21 protein-coding genes and 2 pseudogenes are annotated in these 21,389 nt (G+C 71.6%); 8 read left to right on the forward strand and 15 right to left on the reverse strand.

The annotated features are described in order from the left end of the window. Positions 1-1,197 (forward strand): response regulator (locus FV229_RS10410; protein WP_147751902.1); only part of this gene is annotated, 1,197 nt, incomplete at its 5' end. 237 nt (positions 1,198-1,434) lie between these two features. On the opposite strand, the gene FV229_RS10415 is transcribed toward FV229_RS10410, so the two are convergent. Further along, positions 1,435-2,463, reverse strand: coding sequence for an AraC family transcriptional regulator (locus FV229_RS10415; RefSeq protein WP_147751903.1), 1,029 nt, complete (start codon positions 2,461-2,463; stop codon positions 1,435-1,437). A 363-nt stretch (positions 2,464-2,826) separates the two neighbouring features. Then, positions 2,827-3,594, reverse strand: a complete 768-nt coding sequence (locus tag FV229_RS10420) for an NAD kinase (RefSeq protein WP_147751904.1) — start codon at positions 3,592-3,594, stop codon at positions 2,827-2,829. Positions 3,595-3,682: 88 nt separating this feature from the next. On the opposite strand from FV229_RS10420, the pseudogene cutA reads away from it, so the two are divergent. Further along, positions 3,683-4,012, forward strand: a pseudogene (cutA, locus tag FV229_RS10425) (divalent-cation tolerance protein CutA). On the opposite strand, the gene FV229_RS10430 reads toward cutA, so the two are convergent. The 9 genes and pseudogenes from FV229_RS10430 to croR all read right to left on the reverse strand — a co-directional run bounded on the left by FV229_RS10430 (position 3,991) and on the right by croR (position 13,433). Continuing rightward, positions 3,991-5,136, reverse strand: coding sequence for a glycosyltransferase family A protein (locus tag FV229_RS10430; RefSeq protein ID WP_147751905.1), 1,146 nt, complete (start codon positions 5,134-5,136; stop codon positions 3,991-3,993). The pseudogene cutA and the gene FV229_RS10430 sit on opposite strands and share 22 nt — an antisense overlap. A 149-nt stretch (positions 5,137-5,285) precedes the next feature. Continuing rightward, a pseudogene (locus FV229_RS10435) lies at positions 5,286-6,011 on the reverse strand (lysophospholipid acyltransferase family protein); the annotation flags it as partial. A gap of 114 nt (positions 6,012-6,125) precedes the next feature. After that, a complete protein-coding gene (crtI, locus tag FV229_RS10440) occupies positions 6,126-7,652 on the reverse strand; it encodes a phytoene desaturase family protein (protein ID WP_147751906.1) in 1,527 nt (508 codons plus the stop codon). A 106-nt stretch (positions 7,653-7,758) separates the two neighbouring features. After that, positions 7,759-8,958: an ABC transporter permease gene (locus FV229_RS10445; RefSeq protein WP_147751907.1), complete on the reverse strand. Its 1,200-nt coding sequence runs from the start codon at positions 8,956-8,958 to the stop codon at positions 7,759-7,761. Next, a complete protein-coding gene (locus FV229_RS10450) occupies positions 8,955-9,920 on the reverse strand; it encodes an ABC transporter ATP-binding protein (protein WP_147751908.1) in 966 nt (321 codons plus the stop codon). Before FV229_RS10450 ends, FV229_RS10445 begins: the two co-directional genes overlap by 4 nt. A gap of 8 nt (positions 9,921-9,928) precedes the next feature. Next, positions 9,929-10,339 carry a DUF2141 domain-containing protein gene (locus FV229_RS10455; RefSeq protein WP_147751925.1) on the reverse strand — a complete coding sequence of 137 codons (411 nt, stop codon included), beginning with the start codon at positions 10,337-10,339 and terminating at the stop codon, positions 9,929-9,931. 68 nt (positions 10,340-10,407) lie between these two features. After that, positions 10,408-11,985 carry a phytoene desaturase family protein gene (gene crtI, locus FV229_RS10460; RefSeq protein ID WP_147751909.1) on the reverse strand — a complete coding sequence of 526 codons (1,578 nt, stop codon included), beginning with the start codon at positions 11,983-11,985 and terminating at the stop codon, positions 10,408-10,410. An 86-nt stretch (positions 11,986-12,071) separates the two neighbouring features. Continuing rightward, a complete protein-coding gene (locus tag FV229_RS10465; protein WP_147751910.1) occupies positions 12,072-12,902 on the reverse strand; it encodes an RNA methyltransferase in 831 nt (276 codons plus the stop codon). Positions 12,903-12,956: 54 nt separating this feature from the next. Beyond that, positions 12,957-13,433, reverse strand: coding sequence for a 3-hydroxybutyryl-CoA dehydratase (croR, locus tag FV229_RS10470; RefSeq protein WP_147751911.1), 477 nt, complete (start codon positions 13,431-13,433; stop codon positions 12,957-12,959). A 163-nt stretch (positions 13,434-13,596) separates the two neighbouring features. Between croR and FV229_RS10475 the strand changes: the two genes are divergently transcribed. The 3 genes from FV229_RS10475 to FV229_RS10485 all read left to right on the forward strand — a co-directional run bounded on the left by FV229_RS10475 (position 13,597) and on the right by FV229_RS10485 (position 15,371). After that, positions 13,597-14,205 carry a cation transporter gene (locus FV229_RS10475; protein ID WP_147751912.1) on the forward strand — a complete coding sequence of 203 codons (609 nt, stop codon included), beginning with the start codon at positions 13,597-13,599 and terminating at the stop codon, positions 14,203-14,205. Then, complete coding sequence (locus tag FV229_RS10480; RefSeq protein ID WP_147751913.1) at positions 14,202-15,059, forward strand: metallophosphoesterase; 858 nt, start codon at positions 14,202-14,204, stop codon at positions 15,057-15,059. Before FV229_RS10475 ends, FV229_RS10480 begins: the two co-directional genes overlap by 4 nt. 90 nt (positions 15,060-15,149) lie before the next feature. Further along, positions 15,150-15,371 (forward strand): hypothetical protein, encoded by a 222-nt coding sequence (locus FV229_RS10485; protein ID WP_147751914.1) that lies wholly within the window; start codon positions 15,150-15,152, stop codon positions 15,369-15,371. Positions 15,372-15,383: 12 nt separating this feature from the next. Here the strand turns inward: FV229_RS10485 and FV229_RS10490 are convergent, their stop codons facing one another. Next, complete coding sequence (locus tag FV229_RS10490) at positions 15,384-15,629, reverse strand: RAG2 PHD domain containing protein (protein WP_147751915.1); 246 nt, start codon at positions 15,627-15,629, stop codon at positions 15,384-15,386. Between the two features lie 121 nt (positions 15,630-15,750). Then, positions 15,751-16,128, reverse strand: a complete 378-nt coding sequence (locus tag FV229_RS10495; RefSeq protein ID WP_147751916.1) for a 4a-hydroxytetrahydrobiopterin dehydratase — start codon at positions 16,126-16,128, stop codon at positions 15,751-15,753. Between the two features lie 197 nt (positions 16,129-16,325). On the opposite strand from FV229_RS10495, the gene FV229_RS10500 reads away from it, so the two are divergent. The 3 genes from FV229_RS10500 to FV229_RS10510 are packed head-to-tail and all read left to right on the forward strand — an operon-like array spanning position 16,326 to position 18,824. After that, positions 16,326-17,306: an ABC transporter substrate-binding protein gene (locus FV229_RS10500; protein ID WP_147751917.1), complete on the forward strand. Its 981-nt coding sequence runs from the start codon at positions 16,326-16,328 to the stop codon at positions 17,304-17,306. A gap of 50 nt (positions 17,307-17,356) precedes the next feature. After that, positions 17,357-18,067 carry an ABC transporter permease subunit gene (locus FV229_RS10505; protein WP_147751926.1) on the forward strand — a complete coding sequence of 237 codons (711 nt, stop codon included), beginning with the start codon at positions 17,357-17,359 and terminating at the stop codon, positions 18,065-18,067. Then, on the forward strand, positions 18,048-18,824 hold the full coding sequence (locus FV229_RS10510; RefSeq protein WP_246688134.1) for an ATP-binding cassette domain-containing protein: 777 nt from the start codon (positions 18,048-18,050) through the stop codon (positions 18,822-18,824). Before FV229_RS10505 ends, FV229_RS10510 begins: the two co-directional genes overlap by 20 nt. A 43-nt stretch (positions 18,825-18,867) precedes the next feature. Here FV229_RS10510 and FV229_RS10515 read toward each other — a convergent pair whose 3' ends face one another. Together FV229_RS10515 and FV229_RS10520 are read right to left on the reverse strand one after the other, a co-directional pair. Next, complete coding sequence (locus tag FV229_RS10515) at positions 18,868-20,754, reverse strand: hypothetical protein (RefSeq protein ID WP_147751918.1); 1,887 nt, start codon at positions 20,752-20,754, stop codon at positions 18,868-18,870. Between the two features lie 169 nt (positions 20,755-20,923). Beyond that, entirely contained in the window at positions 20,924-21,250 is a 327-nt protein-coding gene (locus FV229_RS10520) for an iron-sulfur cluster assembly accessory protein (RefSeq protein WP_147751928.1), read from the reverse strand. Positions 21,251-21,389 lie beyond the last annotated feature (139 nt).

Here is a 21,389-nt window from a genome sequence, read left to right on the forward strand (position 1 = left end):
CTGGCCGGCCTCGGCGGTGCGACGCGCGTCGCGCTGGCGGCGGGCCTCGTCGGGGCGGACCTCGCACCCCTCGCCGACACCGCGGCGGATCGCGCACCCTGGATCATCGATGCCGCCGAACTCCTCGCCCGCGGGCGCCGCCCGGACGCGGCCCTGCGGGTGGTCGCCGTGGCGCCGATGGGCGATCCGGCGGGCCAGCAGGCGCTCCGCGCCGGGCTCGCCGACGAGGTCTTGCGCTGGCCCGTGGTCCAGGCGGAGTGGCGGCCGGTGCTGGCGGCGCTTGCCGCCGACCGCCCGTTCGCCGCGAACACGCAGCGTTCCGCGTCGGCCGCAGACGCCCTGCCGCGCTTCCCCCACGCCCGCGTGCTCGTGGCCGACGACAGCGCCGTGAACCTGGAGGTCGCGGTCGAGGCCCTGGCGCGCTGCGGCGTGACCGACGTGATCACCGTCGGGGACGGGGCGCAGGCGGTGGCCGCGAGCGCCGCCGCCCGGTTCGACCTGATCCTGATGGACGGCAGCATGCCGGTCCTCGACGGGTTCGAGGCGACGCGCGCCATCCGCCGCCGCGAAGCCGAGGCCGGCGCCGCCCGCCTGCCGGTCGTCGCGATGACCGCGCACGTGATCGGCGACGGCGCCACGGCGTGGCAGGACGCGGACATGGACGGGACGCTGGCCAAACCCTTCACCCTGGCCCAGCTCGCGCAGGTGCTCGGCCGCTTCGTCGCCGCGGACGCGCCCGGCATGGACACGGGGACGGCGCCCAAAGCACTCGACGACGACGCGGCGACGCCGACGGCCGGCCTGGCGACGCGCGACGACGCGCCAGCGCTTCCCGACGCACCGGCGCTCTTGGACCGCGAAACCCTCGAAGGCCTCGCCGAAATGGGCGACGGCGCCTTCCTGGCCCGGGTGCTCGGCCTCTACACGGCGCAGGCACCGGTGGCGCTCGCCGCCTTGGAAGCCGCGATCCCGAACGGCGACGCGGCCGTCGTCGCCAGCGCCGCCCACGGGTTGAAGTCGATGAGTGCCAACGTCGGAGCGATCCGGCTGGTCGGACTGCTCGCCGCCGTCGAGGGGCGGGCACGTGGGGAGCGAGCGATCCCCGACACGCGGCAGATCGCGCAAATCCGCGCCGTGTTCGAGGAGACGCTCCAGGCGCTCGCCGACGATGCGGTCCGGCGGGATCTGGCGGCTTAGGGTGGGAATCCGCTCACCTTGGCCGTGGGATGGTCTGCTGAGGGCGGTGACCGGACTTTGGCCTTTCGCCCTGAAGCGGACGTTCCCTTTCCGACCCAACTCGGTCATTCGAACCGGGCACCACGCTTTCCAACCGAGCAGAAGCCAGTCGGTTGGAAGGAGGCATGTCGCGACAACTGCTTCAGTCCGCCGTCGATGAAATCAAGCGCGATGCAGATCTGAACCAAATGCAACCATTCAGTCGTTGATAGTGCCGTACCAATCCCGCATTCGCCCGGGGTTCAAAGCTTGATCTGCCGAAATTGCGTCAGATCGAAGGGCAGCCCGAAACTGATCCGGTGATTGTCCATAGATTTCCTTGAATGCACGTGAACCGTGGCTGATACTCGAGAAACCGATCTGTTCCGCGAAAAAACCGATCGACGTTTCTGTGTCCTGTCGGGATATCAGCAGCCGCAGACGAGCGGCACGTCGACGCTTGACGACCGTTTCGACGCCGCCGACGGCTTGCATTGCTCGATACAAAGAAGATCGTGAAACACCGATGCTACGGGCGATAGCATCGGAGCTCAAATCTGCCGCAAGGTTGTTGTCGATGAAGATTTCCGCCCTCAGGCGCCGCGATGACTCCAAATTGCTTTCGCCGACTGCGTCACTGTAAGCCGCATCGGACCTTCCCAGGACCTGACCGAGCATATTGGTGATGACGTGACCGATCCCGGCGGCTGAGGTCTCTGGGAAACTCGATGCACAGCGCAGGAAAGAAAGCACGGCTTTGCCAAGTGAGCCTGGCTCACTCCCGGGAAGGGTGCTTCCATGCAGATGGCGCACGTCCGGCGAGACAGCTTCGACTTGATCGCGGGCCAAGATGACTGTGACGAGATCGCCGTCGTCCACGATCGACCGCATCGGTTGGGTCGCATCGAAGAGAACGGCGTCACCCGGGACAAGACGACGCTCGTCCCCAGGACGACCGCTCACGACCCGGCCGGAGCGTAAGACTTGGAGATAGTAGTGCTCGAAACCGTCGCGCCGAATGTGCACGAGGTCCCGCCTATGATCGGCGCCGATGAGTTGCCGATCGTACACCGTCAAGCGGCCGAAATGTTGCGCGGCGATGGTTGCCTCGAATGCATCTCCCAGGAGGTACGTCGCCGCGCCGCTCGACTGGATCATATCATGATAGAAGCCGAAGCTGTCGGCCGAAGCCCTGCTCAAATGCCTTTGCTGGGGGTTCTTCGACCGCGGGATACCAGAACTTGTCATACTCTCGTCATTTGCAGCAGTAGAATACGTCCATCGTTTAGCAGGATGGCCGGGTCGCGGCCAAGCCAAAGAGCAGCGATCGGCCCTGATGGCGCGCTGATCCTGACGTCCATGGGTCGATCCCTAAATAGCCCGATGGACGTCGACAATGAGTCCTGGGAAGGTCCGCTTCCCTCCCATGCTGGCCTTAGGTTTCTGCTTCACCAAGTGCCCCGCAAGCGGACGCTCCCAGTTTCTGCAATGGGTCGCCGGCAGACAATGACACGGCCAAGCTGACTGCGTTTTGAACCGAGAGCATTTCCCGTCGAAGCGGTGGCCGGTTCGGCGGAAGGTAATGCAGCACCGCAAAGAGAGTGAGCAGGATCAGCCGAACTGCTCGCGCAGGATGCGCTCGTCGAGGCTGTGGCCGGGGTCGTGCAGGAGCACGAGGTGGGTCTCGCGGTCGAGCCAGGTGTCCACCATCGACACCCGGCGGAACTCGGTGTGGTCGGCCACCGCCGCGACGGGCCGGTGCTCGGCGTCGAGCACCTCGATGCGGATGTGGGCGTGGTCCGGCAGCAGGGCGCCGCGCCAGCGCCGGGGCCGGAACGCCGAGATCGGGGTCAACGCCAGGAGCTTGGCGTTCAGCGGCAGGATCGGGCCGCCCACCGACAGGTTGTAGGCGGTGGAGCCCGCCGCCGTCGCGGCCAGCACCCCGTCGGCGATCAGCTCGGGCAGCCGCACCTGCCCGTCGACGGAGATCTTGAGCTTGGCGGTCTGGTGGGTCTGCCGCAGCAGGTAGACCTCGTTGATCGAGCGGGCGCGGTGGCTGCGCCCCTCGGTGTCGTGCGCCTCCATCAGCAGCGGGTGGACGACGCTGCGATGGGCCGCCTCCAGGCGCTCCAGCAGCGTGTCCTCGCGGAACTCGTTCATCAGGAAGCCGACGGTGCCGCGGTTCATGCCGTAGATCGGCTTCTTCGCGTCCATGAAGCGGTGGAGCACCTGCAGCATCAGGCCGTCGCCGCCGAGCGCCACCACCACGTCCGCTTCTTCCGGCGCGACGTGGTCGTAGCGCCGCATCAGGGCGGCGGCCGCCTCGCGGGCGTCGAGCGTCGGGCTCGCGACGAAGGCGACCTTGTGGAAGCGCGGCATGCGGGACCCGGGACCACCTCAGTTGACGCGGGGCCGGCGCCGGGCTCGATCGAGCGCGTGCCGCCTTCGCCGTCGGGAGAGCCATAGCATGGAGCGTCCGCTCCTCGTCTATACCACCTTCTCGATGCCGAGACGGCGCTCGCGGTCGGGGAGACGCTGGTGCGCGACAGGCTCGCGGTGCGTCAACGTGCTGCCCGGGATGCGCTCGGTCTACGCCTGGAAGGGCGCGGCCGCGCACGCCGACGAGGTCGTCGCGTTCGTGAAGACGCGCGCCGGCCTCTCGGAGACCTTGGCGGCGTCGCTGAAGGCGCGCCACCCTTACGAGACGCCGATCATCCTGCATCTGCCCGTCGCGGACGCCGACCCGGACACGACGGCCTGGATTCTGGCCGAGACTCAGGCTCCGCCGGTCGGATAGCTGCGGCCCTTCCAGACGGCCGCGCCGGCGCGCTTGCGGCGCAGCAGCACGTTCCACTGGATCGCCAGCGCGACGACCACCGCCGCCGGGTGGAGCGGGATGGTCGCGGCCGGCTCGTCCGTCACCAGGGTGATGGCGGCACGGGTCGCGAGCGAGACGGCGAGCGCGGCGAGCGCCAGGAACCAGGTCGCGCCGGAGAGCCCAACCAGCAACCCGGCGAGCACGAGCAGGGCCGGCATCACGTGGCCGAGGCCCAGCAGCGCGGTCCAGACCGGCAGCGCCACCGGCGTCGCCATGCCCTCGTGGGCGTTCTTCGAGAAGCCGGCCCAGCACTGCGAGAAGCCGGTGTACATCCGGCAGTCGGCGAGCGCATGGCCCGCGACGAGGTCGGTGCGGTGGCCGGCGGCGCGCAGCAGACGCGGCAGCTTCACCCCGTCGTGCAGGAAGCGGCGGATGGCGCCGTGGCCGCCGATGGCCGCGTAGGCGTCGCGCCCGATCAGCAGCATCTGCCCGCAGGCCGCGCCCAAAGCCGGCCGCATCGAGGCGCGCATCATCGCCACCGGAAGGTAGCCGACGAGCAGGAAGTTGATCATCGGCACGGTGAGCTTCTCGCCCAGCGTCCCCATCACCTGCCGCGGCACGGCGCTGACGAGCCCCGATCCGCTGCGGCGGGCGTGGGCGACGAGCCCGGCCGCCGCGATCGGCTTCAGCCGCACGTCGGCGTCGACGAACAGGAGGTGCACGCCGCGCGCTTCGCCGGCCAGGTGCGCGCAGGCGTGGTTCTTGCCGGTCCAGCCCTCGGGCAGGGGCGGCACCGGCACGAGGCGCAGACGCGGTTCGGCCAATGCGAGGCCGGAGACGATCGCGGCGGTGGCGTCGGTCGAGTGGTCGTCGCCGACCAGCACCTCGATCGCGACGCCGACGCTGGCGAGCGCCGCGCGTACGGTCTCGGCGATGTGGCCGGCTTCGTTGCGCGCCGGGATCAGGATCGAGACGAGGCCCGCCTCGCCGGGCTCGGGCTCGGGCGTGCGCAGCAGCGTCAGGTTCATCGCGGCGAGGACAGCTGGGAGGAGGGCGGCCGCCAGCGCCAGGATCGCGAGGACGAGGAGCAGAGGGTCGGCCATCAGCGACGCGCGTCCTCGGGGGGGGGCTGAGATTGCGACGGCAAGTGAGAGTGCAACTGCGATTGCGTGTGCAACGGCAAATGCGATTGAGACTGCATATGCGGTTGGAATTGCGATCGAAGCTGCGACTCGGGGTTGCCGACCGCCGCCCGGTGACCGGGCTCGAAGCGTCGCCCGCGCAGGGTCGCCGCCAGCCGGCGCCAGCCGTCGTACAGGCCGCCGACGCCCTGGCGTCCCGAGACGAGGTCGCGGAACCGTGCCGGGTCGCGGGCGACCACGTCGGCGCTCAGGCGGTCGAGGATTGCGGTGAGGTCGGCTTCCAGCCGTGCCAGGCGCTCGCCCCGCGGCAGGTCGGCCAGGACACGGCCCGAGACCGGCGCGCCGAAGGCCGCGCAGGCCTCCGCGCCGCTCTCGTCCCAGAACGCGTATTCGAGGGCCAGTGGCACGAACTGCGCGTCCGGCGCGATCTCGGCCAGCCTCGCGACGCCGGCGCGCAGGTCGAGGGGCCGCGCGCGCACGTCGGCGAAGCGCCCCTGGGCGGTGATCCAGAGGACGCTCGCCGGCCGGGCCAGGATCTCGCGCGAGGCGGCCATGAACTGCGCCGCGCCCCGGGGCGTGTCGAGGTCGACGCCGAAGGCGCCCATGCGGCGGAAGACGCCGTAGCGTTCCAGCATCCGCGCGTCGAAGGGCGCATAGCTCGACCGCTCGGGGAAGAGCCGCCCGGCGAGCAGGATGATCACCGCCGCGTCCCACCAGGCCGGATGGTTGCAGTAGACCACCACCGGCCCCGGGCCGAGGTCCGGCTGCAGGCCCCAGCGCGCGAGGCGCAGGGCGTTCATCCGCCGCCGGAGGAAGCGGTCGAAGTAGGCGACCATGAACCGCCACACCACTGGCGAGGCCGGCGGCGGCGCCCGGAACCGGCGGCTGCGATCGGGCGCGTCGGCCATGCGCTCAGGCCCCGGCCGGAGCGCCGGGTGCCGTCCCGCCGGTCACGCGGATTCGCTGAGCTGCCCGCGGGCGTCGGAATCGTGCGCGTCGGCGGCGATCCAGCCCGACATCATCACCATCGGCATGCCGGGGCCGGGGTGGGCTGCGCCGCCGGCGAGGTAGAGGTTGCGCACCTGCCGCGAGCGGTTGCCGGGCTTGAACGCGCCCATGACCTTGCCGTGGGAGGCCAGCCCGTAGATCGCGCCGTTGAGCACGTGGTAGCGCTCGTGGATGTCCTGCGGCGTGAGATGCCGCTCGACGACGATGCGCTCCTCGAGGTCCGGCATGCCGGCGGTGCGCTTGAGCTTGTCCAGGATCACCTGCCGGTAGGCCGGGAACATCGTCTTCCAGTCGTGGTGTGGGCGCAGGTACGGCGTGTGCACCAGCACGTAGAGCGCCTCGCCGCCGTCGGGTGCCACCGACGGGTCGGTGGAGGAGGGCGCCGCCAGGTAGGCGGTCGGGTCCGGGGCCGGCTCGCCCTTGCGGTAGATCCAGTCGAACTCCTCCTCCGGGTCCTTGGAGAAGACGAAATCGTGGTGGTTCAGGTGCTCGTAGCGCTTGTTCAGACCGAGATAGAGCACGACGCCGGAGCAGGCCGGCTCGGGGTTCTTCTTGGCGTAAGCCTTGCCGGCGTCGCCGCCGACCAGCTCCGTGTAGGTCCGCACCGAATCCATGTTGGAGATCACCGCATCGTAGGCGGTGGAACCGAACTTGGTCCGCACACCCTTCACGGCGCCGGCCGACACGTCGAGGCCCAAGACCTCCTCGCCCGGCTTCAGCGTCGCGCCGAGTTCGGTGGCGAGCTTGGCCAGCGCCTCGGCGACGGCGCGGGTGCCGCCCATCGGGTACCAGACCCCTTCGGCCGTCTGCATGTGGGCGATGGCGCAGAGCACCGCCGGCGCGCCGTAGGGCGAGGAGCCGACATACTGCACGAAGTGGTCGAGCATCTGGGCCAGGCGGGCGTCCTTGACCTTGCCGCGGATCGTGCTCGCCACCGAGGCGTGCATGCGCAGCGCGAGCACGTCGCGCAGCGTGCCGGGGTTGAGGTTGGCGCGGATGTTGATGGTGTCGAACAGGTCCTCGACCGGCTTCCAGAAGAAGAACTTCTCCGAGATGCCGTGCAGGTTCTCGGAGACGTCGAGGAATTTCCGGTAGCCCTCGCCCGCACCGCTGCCGGGGGCGAAGCGATCCATGTCGGCGGCCATGCGGGCGACGTCCTGCATCAGGTCGATGCGGGTGCCGTCGTCGAAGAAGCAGCGCCATTGCGGGTCGAGCCGGCGCAGGTCGAGATAGTCGTGCAGGTTGCGGCCGGCCTCGGCGAAGATGCGCTCCAGCACGCGGGGCACGGTGAGGATCGTCGGCCCCATGTCGAACCGGAAGCCGCCCTCGTGCAGCACCGCCGCCTTGCCGCCGAGCCAGTCGTTCTTGTCGTAGACCGTGACCCGGTGTCCGCGCGCCGCGCTCACGCAGGCGGCTGCGAGGCCGCCGAGCCCGCTGCCGACGACGGCGACCGTGGAATCCTGGCTCATGACGATCGATACTCCCGGCACGCCCGCGACGACGGCGTCCGCTTGATGGAAGCTAGGCAGAACGGACCGGCGGTCAACGCGCCACCGGGTCGCGCCGGACGGTCCGTCATGCCGTCCGCCGCGAAACGAGAAGGAGCGCGGCGCCAAGCCCCGCGAAGCCGATCGCGAACAGCACGCCCCAGGCCGCCAGCGCCGCGCCGGCGCCGTCGCCCAACGCACCCTGGTAGGCCTCGATCGCCCAGGCGTTCGGGGTGAACCAGCCCGCCTGCTGCAGCCAGGGCGGCATCAGGAAGCGCGGCACCATGCTGCCGCCCACCGCCGAGAGCAGCAGCACGCCGAAGGTCGAGGCGAGGTGGGCCTGCTGGCGGGTCGCGGCGGCGGCGCAGGCGGCGAGCGCCAGCCCGGCCGCCATCGCCGAGACCAGGATGCAGGTGACGAGGAAGGCCGGCCAGTGCGGCCCGATCTCGACGCCGTAGAACAAGGCCGCGGCCGCGAAGATCAGCCCGGCCTGGGCGACGCCCTGGAGGGTGAGGAAGGCGAACTTGCCCAGCACGATCACCGCGAGCCCGCCCGGACCGGCCATCAGCCGGTCGGCGAGGCCGGTGGCGCGCTCCTCGGTGAGCGACATCGCCCCCTGCATCGCGGCGAACAGCAGGAACACCGCGGTGATCGCGCCGGCATAGTAGCGCACCCGCTCGTTGGCGGCGCCGGCCGCGGTGCTGCGCCTCTCCACCAGGGAGGCGAAACTGAACGGCTCCTTCTTGGCGCGCTGCTCGGCGAAGGCCTGGTCGAGGAAGGCGCGCTCGTCGGCGCCGATCTTGCCGCTGCGCTCGACGTCGGCGACGACCCGCGACAGCACCACGTCGGGCAGCGCCTCGTTCAGCACGCGCTGGAGCTGGCCCAGCGCGATCGGGGTCGCGAGCGCCTTGGCCGGGCTCTCGACCAGCACCACCGGCTGCTCCGCCGCCGCGCCGGCGGCCGGCGCGGACAGGTCGCCGCGGATTGCCAGCGCCACGTCGACCTCGCCGCGGCGCACCGCCGCGACGACGCCCGGCAGGTCGCGCTCGGGCAGGCGGGTGACGCGAAGGGACGGGTCGGCCTCCAAGGCCTTCATCAGGCGCTCGGTGGTGGCGGTGCCGGCGAGGTCGGCCAGCCCGAGATGGATGCGGATGCGGTCGCCGATCGCGCCCGAGAAGATCGCGGCGAAGATCACGAAGATCACGGTCGGCAGCACGAAGGCCATGGTGAGGGCGGCGCGGTCGCGGATCAGGCTGATCCACATCACGCGGAAGGCGGCGCCGATCATCGGCCGGCCCCGGCCGCGCGCAGGGCCGCGGGGTCGCCGGCCAGCGCGTCGAGATAGAGCGCCTCGAGGCCGGGCGCCCGCACGCGGACCTCGCAGGCCGGCACCGCCTGCGCGCGCAGCGCGTCGAGCAGGTCCGCGCCGTCGAGGACACGGCCGACGCCGGGGGCGGCGCGCCAGACCAGCGGGCTGTGCGAGGGCGCGAACCCGGCATGCCGCAGGGCCTGGTCGGCCGCCGGCCCGGCGGGGAGGGTCAGGGCGACCTCGCGCTCGGGGACGCCTTGGCGAAGCTCGGCCAGCATGTCGGCGAGCGTGCCTTCGCGAACGATGCGGCCGGCGGCCATGAAGGCGGCGCGGTCGGCCAGGCGCTCGGCCTCGGCGAAGTCGTGGGTGGCGATCAGGATCGCGGTGCCCTCCTGGCGCAGGCGGCCGAGCACGGCGTGGATCGCGGCCCGCGCCGTCAGGTCCACCCCTTGCGTCGGCTCGTCGAGGAGCACCAGGCCCGGCTTGCACATCAGGCTCGCGGCGATGTTCACCCGGCGCTGGTAGCCGCCGGACAGCAGCCCGACCGGGCGTCCCGCCGCCTCGGCGACGTCGGTGAGCGCCATGGCCTCGGCCACGGCCCCCGTCCGCTCGCGCCGGCCGAGGCCGGCGAGCTGGGCGAACACGCCGAGGTTCTCGGCGACGGTGAGGCGGGGATAGAGCGCGATCTCCTGCGGCACCCAGCCGATTCCGCGCCGCGCGGCGCGGACCCGGAACGGATCGTGCCCGCCGACCCGGACCGTTCCGGCCTGCGGCGCGAGGCGCCCGGCGATCAGGCGCATCAGCGAGGTCTTGCCGGCGCCGTTCGGCCCGAGCAGCGCCAGGATCTCGCCCGCGTCGAGGACGAGATCGACGGCGTCGAGCACGCGGCGGTCGCGATAGGCGAGGGCGGCGCCCGCGACGCGGACGAGAGGCTCCGTCACGGCGCGCCTCAGCGTCGGGGCAGGGCGCGGGCGAGGCGGACCCGCAGGGCGGACCCGGGCTCGCGCAGGTCGAAGGCGGCCTCGGCGAAGGTCGGGCGGGCCTTGAGCCCGGCGCCGCCGGAGAAGCCGTAGGGTTCCATGGGCAGGCCGAGGCCGGTCCGGTCGAGCCGGCGGTTGCCGTTCACGTCCTCGAACGCGGCGACCGCGTAGCGGCCGGCCGTCACGTCGCGGAACACCACGGTGACCGCGCCGCCGCGCGCGGTCGTCTCCTGCCCGGCGCTGCACGCCTCCTCCGACAGCCCGCCCTGGCACAGGGCGACGGAGACCGAGGCGCCCGGGTCGGCCCCCTCCACCAAGACCTCCACGGTGGCCGCGGTCGCCGGCAAGGCGGCGAGGGCCGCGACGAGGACCGTCGCCATCCGGGCGAGCACCCAGGCGGATGGGGGAATCGAGAGCGACGTGCGGAGGGTGCGGCGCCCGCTCAACCTCACGAGGTCTCGCCGCCGGTGGCCAGCGCGGCGGTCTCGGGCACGCCGGAGGTCTCGGCGACGCGGGCGCCGGCCAACTCCTCGATCAGCAGGCGCGCGGAGATGCGCGCGCCCTCGTAGATCACCGGCAGGCCCGAGCCCGGATGCGTGCCGCCGCCGACGAGGTACAAGCCCGGCCCGAAGCGGTTGTGCGGGCGGAAGTACAACATCTGCATCAAATCGTGCGCAAGGTTGAACGTCGCCCCCTCGTACACCGAGAAGTTGTCCCGCCACTCGACCGGGTCGACGATGCGCTCGAAGCGAATGCGGCTCTCGACGTCGTCGAGGCCGAGGAGCTTCAGGCGCTCCAGCACCAGGGCGCGGTAGGTCGCGCGGGTGGCGGGCCAGTCGATCCCGGACTTCAGGTTCGGCACCGGCACGAGGACGTAGAGGGCGGTGTGCCCGGGGGGCGCCATGCCGCCGTCGGTGTAGCCGGCATGCTGCACGTAGACCGAGGGCTGCATCGGCAGGATGCCGTCGGTGATCTCGCGGATGTTGCGCGCGTAGTCCTCCGCCAGGAGGATGGTGTGGTGCCCGAGGCTGTCGGGCACTTTCCCCTCGATGCCGAGGTACATCATGAAGGTCGAGCACGACAGGCGCGCCTTCTCGATCTTCCGGTCGCGCCAGCGCGGGCGGTGCTCCTCCGGGACGAGGTCCTGGATCACCCGTGCGAAGTCGCCGTTGATCACCACGGCGTCCGCCGCGATCCGCTCGCCGTCCACGATCACGCCGTCGGCGCGCTTGCCGTCGAAGGTGACGCGCTCAACCGAGGTGCCGAGGCGGATGTCGACGCCCATGCGGCGGCACAGGCCCGCCATCGCCTCCGAGATCGCACCGCACCCGCCGACCGGGTGGTAGACGCCGTGCTCGTATTCGAGGAACGAGAGGATCGTGAACAGGCTCGGACACCTAAACGGCGACATGCCGAGGTATTTGGTCTGGAACGCGAAGGCGAGGCGGACCCGCGGGTCCTTGAAATAGCGCTGCAGGTCGCGGTCGACGCTGCGGCCGGGATGCAGGTGGGGCAGCGCCCGCAGCATCCCGGGGCTCGCCATGCTGCGCAGGGTGTGGAACGCCTGCTCCAGCACCGGCTTGAAGAACTTCAGCTTGACGCGGTTGTCGGCGAAGAACTGCTTGACGTTCTTGGCGTCTTCCGGGGCGATGCGCGCGACCTCGGCCTCCAGCCGGTCCATGTCGCCGGTGGCGCGGATCTCGCCGCCCGCCTCGAAGACGAGATGGTACTGAGGATCGAGCCGCTCGAGCTTGACGTGATCCTCAAGCCGCTCCCCGCAACTATCGAAGATGTCGGCGAGAATCTGGGGATAGAGGAAGAAGGTCGGGCCGATGTCGAACTTGTAGCCACCGGGCGCCGACACCGTCTTGGTCCGGCCTCCGACCTGCCCGTCCTTCTCGATCAGCGTGACCTGAAGACCGGCGCGCGCCAGCAACAGGGCCGTGGCGAGACCGCCGGGCCCCGCACCGACGACGACGACCCGGCGCCCGGACAACGTCCGCAGGCCCTCACGTGATTGAAGCAACGCGCCCGACTCCCCGATCCGAACTTCCCGGCGGACGACGGGCTGCCGCCCGCTCCACCGTGCGGTCAAGCTAGCTCGCTGCGGGGTCAAGGCAATGGGTGCTCATTGTCGCGCGCAGTGCGAAGCTCGCACGCGAGGCGATGCAGCGCGATCGCGCCGGCGGTGGCGACGTTGAGCGAATCGAAGCCGGGGACCATGGCGATGCGCAACCCGCGCATCCGCGCCAGCACCGAGGCCGGCAGTCCGGGGCCTTCGGTTCCGAGGATGAGCAGCGCGCGCGACGGCGGCGCGAGGTCGGCGACATCCTCGGCGCCGGACGGGCTCAACGCGAGCGGTTCCAGGCCAAGGGCGGCGGCCGTCGCGAACCAGTCGACGCCGGGATCGAGGCGGGCGAAGGGGACGGTGAGGGCGGCGCCGGCCGAGACGCGGATCGCCTTGCGGTAGAGCGGATCGCAGGTGCCGGCGTCGAGCAGCACCGCGTCGGCGCCGAAGGCGGCGGCGTTGCGGAACAGGCCGCCGACGTTGTCGTGGTTGGTCAAGCCGGCCAGGCCTACGACCAAAGCCGGGGCGGGCGCCTGCGGAACGAGCACCTCGGCGCCCGCGTCGTCGCCGCGGATTCCGACGGCCAGCACGCCGCGATGGATCGGGAACCCCGCCACCGCACTCATCACGGCGCGGTCGGCGACGAACATCGGCGGCCGTTCTGGACAAGCCTCGATCGCGGCCGCGAGCCCGGCGACGCGCTCGGGCAGCAGCAGGATCGATTCGGTGCGGAAGCGGGCACGCGGCGACAGCATCAGCCGCAGCGTCACCTCGCCCTCGACGATGAAGCGCCCGGCGCGCCCGACGAGGTCGCGCTCGCGCATCGCCGCGTAGGGGGCGATGCGCGGATCGGCCGGGTCGGAGATCTGGATCATGCCGGAAGGTCACGATCGCAAGGAGACATCATGCGCCCGGGCACCGGGAACCGCTCACGCCGGCGGGCGGCCGCCCATGCGGACCGCCAGCGGGTCGGCCTCGGCCTTGGTCGGCACCTTCACCAGGGCCTCGCCGTCGAGCACGACCTCGCCGGCCACCGCGCAGGTGCACTTGAGGCGGGCGCGGCGCCGCTCGGGCACCAGCTCGGCCACCTCGACGGTGACGTCGACGGTGTCGCCGATGCGCACGGGCGCACGGAAGTTCAAGGTCTGGCTGATGTAGACCGCGCCGGGGCCGGGGAGGCGGGTGCCGAGCACCGCCGAGATCAGCCCGGCGGTGTAGAGGCCGTGGGCGATGCGGGTGCCGAACGGCGTGCGCGCCGCGAAGTGCTCGGACAGGTGGATCGGGTTGCGGTCGCCGGTGATCTCGGCGAACCCGACCACGTCGGAGGAGGCGATCGTCTTCGAGAGGGTCTCCGAGAGCCCGACTTCGAGGTCCTCGAAGTAGAGAACGCGCAATTCGGGCAACATCTGAGACTCCTCGTTCCGGCCGAACGGATTCGGTCCGATGGCCGACCCGCCTCGCACAGGACGGCCTCCGAATCCAGCCGGACGAAACGCGTAAGCGCGGCTCGACAGCAGGCACCGGGTGGGCGAAGAGGCGGCCCGCCCCGTAACGGACACCGTCGCCCGCTTGGATTCCGCCGCCTCTCCCCCGCTCCGCACCGTCGTCCTGCGCGTCGCGGGCCTGAACCTCGGCTATTTCGGCATCGAGATCGCGGTGGCGCTGGCGATCGGCTCGGTAGCGCTGATCGCCGACAGCCTCGACTTCCTGGAGGATGCGGCGATCAACCTGCTGATCTTCGCAGGCCTCGGCTGGAGCGCGGCCAACCGCGCGCGCCTCGGCACGGCGATGGCCGGCATCCTGATGGTGCCGGCGCTGGCCACCGCCTACGCGGCCTACGAGAAGGTCTCGGACATGAGCGCGCCGGCGCCGCTTCCGCTGACGCTGACCGGGCTCGGGGCGCTCGCGGTGAACCTCACCTGCGCCCTGATGCTGTCGCGCCACCGCGACGGCGCAGGCAGCCTGACGCGTGCCGCCTGGCTGTCCGCCCGGAACGACGCCTACGCCAACCTCGCGATCATCGCCGCCGGCCTCGTCACCGCGTTCCAGCCCTCGCCCTGGCCCGACCTGATCGCGGCGGCCGGCATCGCCATCCTCAACGCGGATTCGGCCGGCGACATCCTTCGCGCAGCCGCCGCCGAGCGCCGCGCCGCGCACGACGCAGGACGGACCCCGTGAGAATCTTCCCGATCTCCGACCTCCACCTCGAGCGCCGCCGCCTCGACCTGATCGCCCCGCCGAGCGGGCCGTTCGACGTCATGGTCTGCGCCGGCGACCTTTACGAAGGACACCCCGAGCGCGGGCTCGCCGCCGTGCTGGCGCTGGCCGGAGGCAGGCCGGTCGTCCTCGTGCCGGGCAACCACGAGCATTATGCGCCGACCGGCGACGGGCGCACTGCGCCCGAGCTCCTCGCCGCGCTCGCGGCCGAGGTTGGCCGCCTGAACGAAGGCGGCGCCCGCATCCACCTGCTTCGGCACGGCGCCGCCTGCCTCCTCGACGGGGTCCGGTTCGTCGGCGCGACCCTGTGGAGCGACTGGTCGCTGGCGGGGCGCTGGCTCGGGCCGGACGCCCCCGACCGCCCGGCCGACCCGGTGGCCTACGCGGCCGACCGCATGACCGACCCGATCACCGGCTCGCGGGAGTATCGCGGCTCGATCCGCAAGGCGGACGGCACGGTCTGGCTGCCCGCCGACGCGATGGCGGCGCACGCCTTGGAGCGGGCCGAGCTGCTGGCGACCCTGGCACAGCCCTTCCACGGGCCGACGGTGGCGGTGACGCACCATCCGCCGAGCCCGCGTGCGGCCGACGCCTTCCGCGACGCACCGGGGGTGCCGTGGTGGGTGCCGGCCTTCTACGCGACGACGGTGCTCGACGACCTCGACGACGCGGCGCGACCCGACCTGTGGGTGTCCGGCCATTTCCATGCGGGGCACGACATGGCGATCGGCCGCTGCCGCTGGGTGGCGAACCCGGTCGAGGGCGCGACCTACGCCGCCGACCGCCTCGTCACGCTGGCGCGAAGCCCGGCCTGAGCGACGACCGCGGACGACCCGCCCGGCGCGAAACCTCGTGCGCGGTTCGCGCGTAAGGCTGCCACGTCCTTCCGCGGGAGAACCTTGTCCGTGAACACCTTCCTCGCCGTCGTCCTCGTCTGCGCCAACGCGATCGCGCAGGAAGCCTGCACCGACGACAAGGCCTTGGAGGTGCGCAAGGTCCGCGTCGCGAACGAGCTCGGCTGCACCACCGGCTGGCAGGAGATCATCGCCCGCACGGATTTGCGCGACGAGATCGGCAAGACCTCCTACCTCAAGACCGAGTGCCGCCGGGTGAAGAACGCCCCGTGACCGCAGCGCACCTCAGCGGCCGGCCGTGAAGGCGACCGGCCCGGTGGCGAAGCGGATCTCGCCGGCGCCGTTGCGAATCTTGACCCCGGCATAGTGGATCGCGTCGTCGCGGTTCCGGAACAGCCCGCCGGCGATGCCGCGGCTCTCCAGCGCGACCCAGCAGCCGCTTTCATCCTGCCCGATGGTGAAGCTGAGACCGGGTCTTGCGGCGGCTGGGCGGGCGAGCGACGGGACGGCGGCGGTCGACAGGTTCGGCATGGTTTCACGCGGGGCTGGCGCGGTCCCGGGGATGGGACCGCACCGCCAAGATCGGGCCGCGACCGTGAGGAATCGAGCGGTCAGGCCGCACGACGCCGTGAGGGTGTCGTTAGGGAACGCCCTACTTGTCGTACTTCACGTAGGCGAAGCGTGGGTCCGTCGGCGTGCCCTCCAGGCCGTCGCCCTCCAGGCCCGGCTGCCAGGAGACGACCTCCTCGATCTTGCGGGCCAGCGCAAAGTCCTTATCGGTGATGCCCTTGGCGGCATGGTTCATCAGCCGCACCTCGACCCAGGCGTAGGAGGCGGTGAGGTCGGGGTGGTGCCACGCCGCCTCGGCGAGGTGTCCGACGGCGTTGATCACCATCAGCGTGCTCTTCCAGCTGGCAGTCTTGTAGGTGCGGCGAATCCACCCGTCCTCGTATCGCCAGGCCGGTATCTCGGCGGCGATCCGTGCGGCGATGGTCGCGTCGTCGAGGGCGCCTTCGCGCGGTTCGGCCATGGTCGTCTCTCCCGATCGGTTTTCCCCGCCCGAGCCTGCCCCGGCGGCCGCGACCGCGCAAGGCGGATGTGGACGGGCCGCCCCCCGCGCCCTAAGACCTCTGCACAATGGTTCCGCGGGCGCCGGTGCCTCACGGTTCCGGCCGAGTACGGCACAAGGCCAAGATCGGCCGAGACGATCTCTAGGGAGAAGGCGCGATGCTGTCACGGCGCGGATTGCTCGCCGCCGCGCTCGCCGGCCTGCCGATGCTGTCGCATCGGGCGCTGGCGGCGCCGAGCGTACGCCTCGGCAGCCTGCCCTTCGGCACGGTCGCGTGGGAAGCCGCGCTGATCAAGGCGCGCGGGCTCGACGCCGCCAACGGCTTCAACCTCGACCTCGTGAAGCTCGCCGGCAACGACGCGGCGCGCATCGCCTTCATGGGCGGCCAGGTCGACGTGATCGTCGGCGACCTGCTCTGGGCGGCCCGCCTCGGCAACGAGGGCCGCGCGATGCGCTACGTGCCGGCCTCGACCTCGGAGGGCGCCGTGATGGTGCCCGCGGCAAGCCCGGTGAAGACCCTCAAGGACCTCGAAGGCAAGCGCCTCGGCGTCGGCGGCGGCCCCCTCGACAAGAACTGGCTGCTGCTCAAGGCCCAGGCGCAGGACGCCGCCGGCTTCGACATCGAGGCCAAGAGCGAGATCGCCTACGGCGCGCCGCCCCTGATCGCGCTGAAGCTCGAGCAAGGCTCGCTCGATGCGGCGCTGACCTACTGGACCTACTGCGCGCGCCTCGAAGCCAAGGGCTTCCGCCGGCTGATCGGCGCCGACGACATGATGCGGGCGCTCGGTGCGAAGGGCGCGTTCGCACTGATCGGTTACCTGTTCGAGGCGAAGACCGTCACCGACAAGCCCGAGGCGATGGCAGGCTTCGTCCGCGCCGTGCGCGCGGCCAAGGACATGCTGGCCGGCGACCCCTCCGCCTGGACGATCGTGCGCCCGCTGATGGCCGCCGACGACGACGCGATCTTCGAGGCGTTGAAGCGGGAATACCTCGCCGGCATCCCGCGGCGGCCCGTGGCCGAGGAGCGCAGCGACGGCGAGCGGCTGTTCTCGGTGATGTCGCGGCTCGGGGGCGAGCGCCTCGTCGGCACCGGCACCGGCCTGCCGCCGGGCCTGTACTACGACGGGACGACCGGTTGATCCGCGCCAACGACTCGAACCGCCGGGCCGTCCTCACCCGTCTCGCCTCCATGCTGGTGCTGCTCGCCGCATGGCAGGCGGCGGCGCAGGTCGCCGGCTCGCGGATGCTGCCGACGCCGCTCGCGGTGGCGACGTTCATCGCCCGGGAATCGGCGCGCGGCGACCTGTGGACCAATGTCGGGATCACGCTGGCGCGGGTCGGCGTCTCGTTCGTGCTCGCGATGGTGCTCGGCGTCCTGCTCGGCGTGGCGCTCGGGCGCTCGAAGCGCCTGAACACCCTCCTCGACACGCCGCTCCTGGCGATGCTGAACACGCCGGCCCTGGTGATCACCGTGCTGGCCTACGTCTGGGTCGGCTTGAACGAAACGGCCGCGATCCTCGCCGTGGTGCTGAACAAGCTGCCCAACGTCGCCGTCATCCTGCGAGAGGGCGCGCGCGACCTCGACCCCGGCTTGGAGGAGATGGCGCGGACCTACCGGTTCGACCGGCGCTCCTGGGTCGCCCACGTGCTCGTGCCGCAGCTGCAGCCCTACGCGGTCGCCGCGGCACGCTCCGGCCTGTCGCTGGCCTGGAAGATCGTGCTGGTGATCGAGCTGCTCGGGCGTCCCAACGGTGTGGGCTTCGCGATCAACTACTACTTCGTCCAGAGCACCGACGTGGCCGCGATCCTCGGCTACAGCATCGTGTTCATGAGCGTGATGATCGCCATCGACATCCTCCTCCTGCAGCGGCTCGAAGCACATGTCCGCCGCTGGCGATAAGATGTCCGGCGTCGGCGACGGCGAGGACGCGGTCCTCACGGTCGCGATCGCGCGGAAGGTCTACCATCCGAATTCGGTCGAGCCGGTGGAGGCGGTGCGCGACCTCGCCTTCGCGATCCGGCCGGGCGAGATCGCCTGCCTGATCGGGCCGTCGGGGGCGGGCAAGACCACGACCCTGCGCATCCTGCTCGGGCTCGACGCCGACTACGACGGCACCATCGTGCCGGACCCGCGCGCATCCGAGAACGGGCCGGGCATGGTGTTCCAGGAGCCGCGTCTGCTCCCGTGGCGGACGGTGGAGCAGAACGTGCGCCTGGCGATGCCGCGGCCGCAGCGCGCGCGCGACCTCGACGGTCTGTTCGCGCATCTCGGGCTAACCCCGTGGCGGGACCGGTTTCCCGGCGCGCTGTCGCTGGGGATGCAGCGCCGCGTGGCGCTCGCCCGCGCGCTCGCGAACGATCCGCGCCTCCTGGTGCTCGACGAGCCGTTCGTGTCGCTCGACGACGCGGCCGCCGCCTCCCTGCGGGGCCTGGTGGTCGACACCGTCGACCGGCTCGGCATGAGCGTGCTGATGGTGACTCACAACGTCGCCGAGGCGATCGCCGTCGCCGACCGGCTGCTGCTGCTGTCGCCGCGCCCGGCGAGCCTGGTCGCCACGGTGCCGCTCGATCGCCCGCGGACGAGCCGCGACCGCGCCTGGGCCGACGCAACCCGGCAGGACCTGGCGCGGCGCTACCCCGGCGTCATCGCCGAGTGACGTTTCACCAAAGCAGGGCTTCGTCTGGCCGGAAGGCCCGACCTCACTCCACCCGTGCGTCCACGTCGAGCTTGTCGAGGACCGCACCCGGCGTGCGGGCGAGGCCGAAATCGGCGAAGCCCAGGCCGGCCGCGTTCTTCGCCTTGGCGTTCAGTGTCAGGCGTCCGGGCTTCGTCACGAACTGGCCGAGCGCGCTGCCGATCGCCCGGGCGGCGGGCGAGTTGCCGAGCATCGCCGGCACGCCAAACTGGGTCGCCGCCACGTATTCCTGGCGCAATTCCTCCGGCTTCAGGCTGAGGGCCTTCGCTTGGGCGGCAAGGAAGCGCTCGAACAGGCCGGTGTTCTGGACGGTGAGGTCGAGGGCCTTGGCGGTAGCCGTGAGCATCAACAGGCTGGCCGCAGGGATGTGCGAGGCGAACAGCTCCGGCCCCATGCCGCCGATCGTGCCGGCGAGCCGCAGCGAGCCGATGTCGCGTCCCGAAAGGGTCATCTCGCGCAACGCCACCTCGCGCTTGTCCTCGTCCCAGGCCGAGTCGACGACGAGGTTGAGGTCGAGGTCGGCATAGCCGTAATCCGGCAGGGCGCCGAGCACCGGCACGCCGGCGACCATCGTCGCCGGGAAGGCCAGGCCCGACAGGTCGAGGCGGCTCGCCGTCGGCACCCCGTCGCGCAGCGGGCCGAAGGTCAAGGCGCCGCTGCGCAGGACAAGTCGCAGCGGCGCGGCGCCCTGCGAGGCCGGAACGCCGAGCGGGTCGCCGGCGACGGCGGGCGGCTTACCGGCGCTGCGGCCGGTCTGCCTGGCTTCCGCAGCCGGATCGGCCGGCAATTCGATGCTCATATCCTGCAGGGTGAGGCCGCCGATGGCCGGGGTGAGGCGGCGCAAAGCCTCGTCGGTGACGGCGGCGTTCGGGTCGGCGAGGCGGCGCAGGGCCGCGATGGTGGGGCTGAGCGAGACGCCGGTGAGGGCCGCCCGCGCGAGCCGGGCCTTCACCCCGCCCTGGGCGAAGGCGATCGCCTCGAGCGTCGTGCCGGCCTCGGCGCCAGTGCCGACATGCGCCAGGCGCCCAACCTCGACCAGCATCGGCGCGCCGGCCCCGGTCCGGCTGATGGCGAGGCCGTGCAGTTCGAGGCTGCCGAAGGAGACCGCGTCGGCAAGATCCGCCGCGGTGGCGGCGAGCCGGCCGCGCGCGTCGGCCTTCATCTCGGGGTCGACTGCGTCGAGCCCCCGGGTGAGGGCGGCCATCGCGCCGTTCCACCCGCCGGGGATCTGGCGGCCGCCGAAGTCGCGGCCTTCGAGCCCGGCGATCCGGATCGCGACGCCCGAATCCTCTGTGTAGGTCACGTCGGCGACGCGGATCGCGGCGTAGACCCGCTGCACCGGCCCCTTCCCGTCACCCGGTTCCGAGGAGAGCCGCACGAGCGCGGCGAGGTCGAGGTCGCTCGCGACGATCCGGCCGTAAGTGCCCGATCCCTTTTGCGCGCCGGAGACCGCGACGCCGGCGCCGGCCATGGTCAGCTCGGCGATGCGGCCGGCGCGCACGTCGCGCGCCGTGACCTCGCGGTAGGTCACGGTCTGCAGCGATCCGCCGGGACCGGGATGTTCGGAGACGAGGACCGGGATCGAGATGCTCGCCGCTTCCAGGCGCGCGAGGCGCGGCGCCCACGGCTCGGCCGAGTCCGGTGCCAGGATCGCCGTCAGGTCGCCGCGCGACAGCCGGGTACCGCTCACCCTGACGCGGGCGGCCTTGAACAGCGTATCGCCGAGCGGCAGCGCCACGTCGACGAGCACGACGTCCTGGACGGCGGAGGCCGCCTCCTGCGCCGTGGCCGGGACGGCCGCAAGACCGGCGCCCCCGAGGACGAGGCCGGCACAGATGCAGAGGCGAGCCGCCCGGAGCAGGCTGGCGCGGACCGTTCGGTGAAGGATCATCGTGTGCGGACCGCTGCCGGGATTGCCAGACCGAGAAGACGGCGCCGTCGTCCCGCATTTCGGCGCGCGAGGCAATCGGTGCGCCACGTCGCAAACCCTGTCGCAAGCCTCGCCGGCCCGCACCTTTCGTCCCGGCACAACGGTGCCGGCGTTGGGAGGTCGGGTGGGGTCAGAGCGAGAACGAGGTGCCGCAACCGCAGGACGAGGTGGCCTGCGGGTTCTCGATCTTGAAGGATTGGCCGATCAGGTCGTTGACGAAATCGATGGTCGAACCGGCCATGTACTCGAGCGAGACCGGGTCGACGATCACGGTGGCGCCGTCGCGCTCGATGGCGACGTCCTGCGCCGCCTGGTCGCGGGTGATGTCGAAGGCGTAGGAGAAGCCCGAGCAGCCGCCGCCGTTCACGCTGACGCGGAGCGCCGCGCCCGGCGGCTCGGCGACCATGATCTCGTTGATGCGCTTGGCGGCGCGGGGGGTCAGGGTGATCTCGGCCATCGGGGAAGCCATCGGCGCTGTCGTCGGGGTCTGGGCGCGGCGGGCGATTGCCTGCCGCGTGATCGAACCAAGATATGAGGTAGGACGGCGCGCCGCAACGCGTGCGTCGCCGAACCGCGAGGGGACCATGCGGGCAGGA

It is taken from the genome of Methylobacterium sp. WL120, from assembly GCF_008039465.1.
Lineage (GTDB): Bacteria > Pseudomonadota > Alphaproteobacteria > Rhizobiales > Beijerinckiaceae > Methylobacterium > Methylobacterium cerastii.

Bases quoted from the DNA above. Each gene is read 5' to 3' on its own strand.
- FV229_RS10415 (WP_147751903.1), bottom strand. From the start codon at position 2,463: ATGACAAGTTCTGGTATCCCGCGGTCGAAGAACCCCCAGCAAAGGCAT.
- FV229_RS10420 (WP_147751904.1), bottom strand. From the start codon at position 3,594: ATGCCGCGCTTCCACAAGGTCGCCTTCGTCGCGAGCCCGACGCTCGAC.
- FV229_RS10430 (WP_147751905.1), bottom strand. From the start codon at position 5,136: ATGGCCGACCCTCTGCTCCTCGTCCTCGCGATCCTGGCGCTGGCGGCC.
- crtI (WP_147751906.1), bottom strand. From the start codon at position 7,652: ATGAGCCAGGATTCCACGGTCGCCGTCGTCGGCAGCGGGCTCGGCGGC.
- FV229_RS10445 (WP_147751907.1), bottom strand. From the start codon at position 8,958: ATGATCGGCGCCGCCTTCCGCGTGATGTGGATCAGCCTGATCCGCGAC.
- FV229_RS10455 (WP_147751925.1), bottom strand. From the start codon at position 10,339: ATGGCGACGGTCCTCGTCGCGGCCCTCGCCGCCTTGCCGGCGACCGCG.
- FV229_RS10465 (WP_147751910.1), bottom strand. From the start codon at position 12,902: ATGATCCAGATCTCCGACCCGGCCGATCCGCGCATCGCCCCCTACGCG.
- croR (WP_147751911.1), bottom strand. From the start codon at position 13,433: ATGTTGCCCGAATTGCGCGTTCTCTACTTCGAGGACCTCGAAGTCGGG.
- FV229_RS10490 (WP_147751915.1), bottom strand. From the start codon at position 15,629: ATGCCGAACCTGTCGACCGCCGCCGTCCCGTCGCTCGCCCGCCCAGCC.
- FV229_RS10495 (WP_147751916.1), bottom strand. From the start codon at position 16,128: ATGGCCGAACCGCGCGAAGGCGCCCTCGACGACGCGACCATCGCCGCA.
- FV229_RS10500 (WP_147751917.1), top strand. From the start codon at position 16,326: ATGCTGTCACGGCGCGGATTGCTCGCCGCCGCGCTCGCCGGCCTGCCG.
- FV229_RS10505 (WP_147751926.1), top strand. From the start codon at position 17,357: ATGCTGGTGCTGCTCGCCGCATGGCAGGCGGCGGCGCAGGTCGCCGGC.
- FV229_RS10510 (WP_246688134.1), top strand. From the start codon at position 18,048: ATGTCCGCCGCTGGCGATAAGATGTCCGGCGTCGGCGACGGCGAGGAC.
- FV229_RS10515 (WP_147751918.1), bottom strand. From the start codon at position 20,754: ATGATCCTTCACCGAACGGTCCGCGCCAGCCTGCTCCGGGCGGCTCGC.
- FV229_RS10520 (WP_147751928.1), bottom strand. From the start codon at position 21,250: ATGGCCGAGATCACCCTGACCCCCCGCGCCGCCAAGCGCATCAACGAG.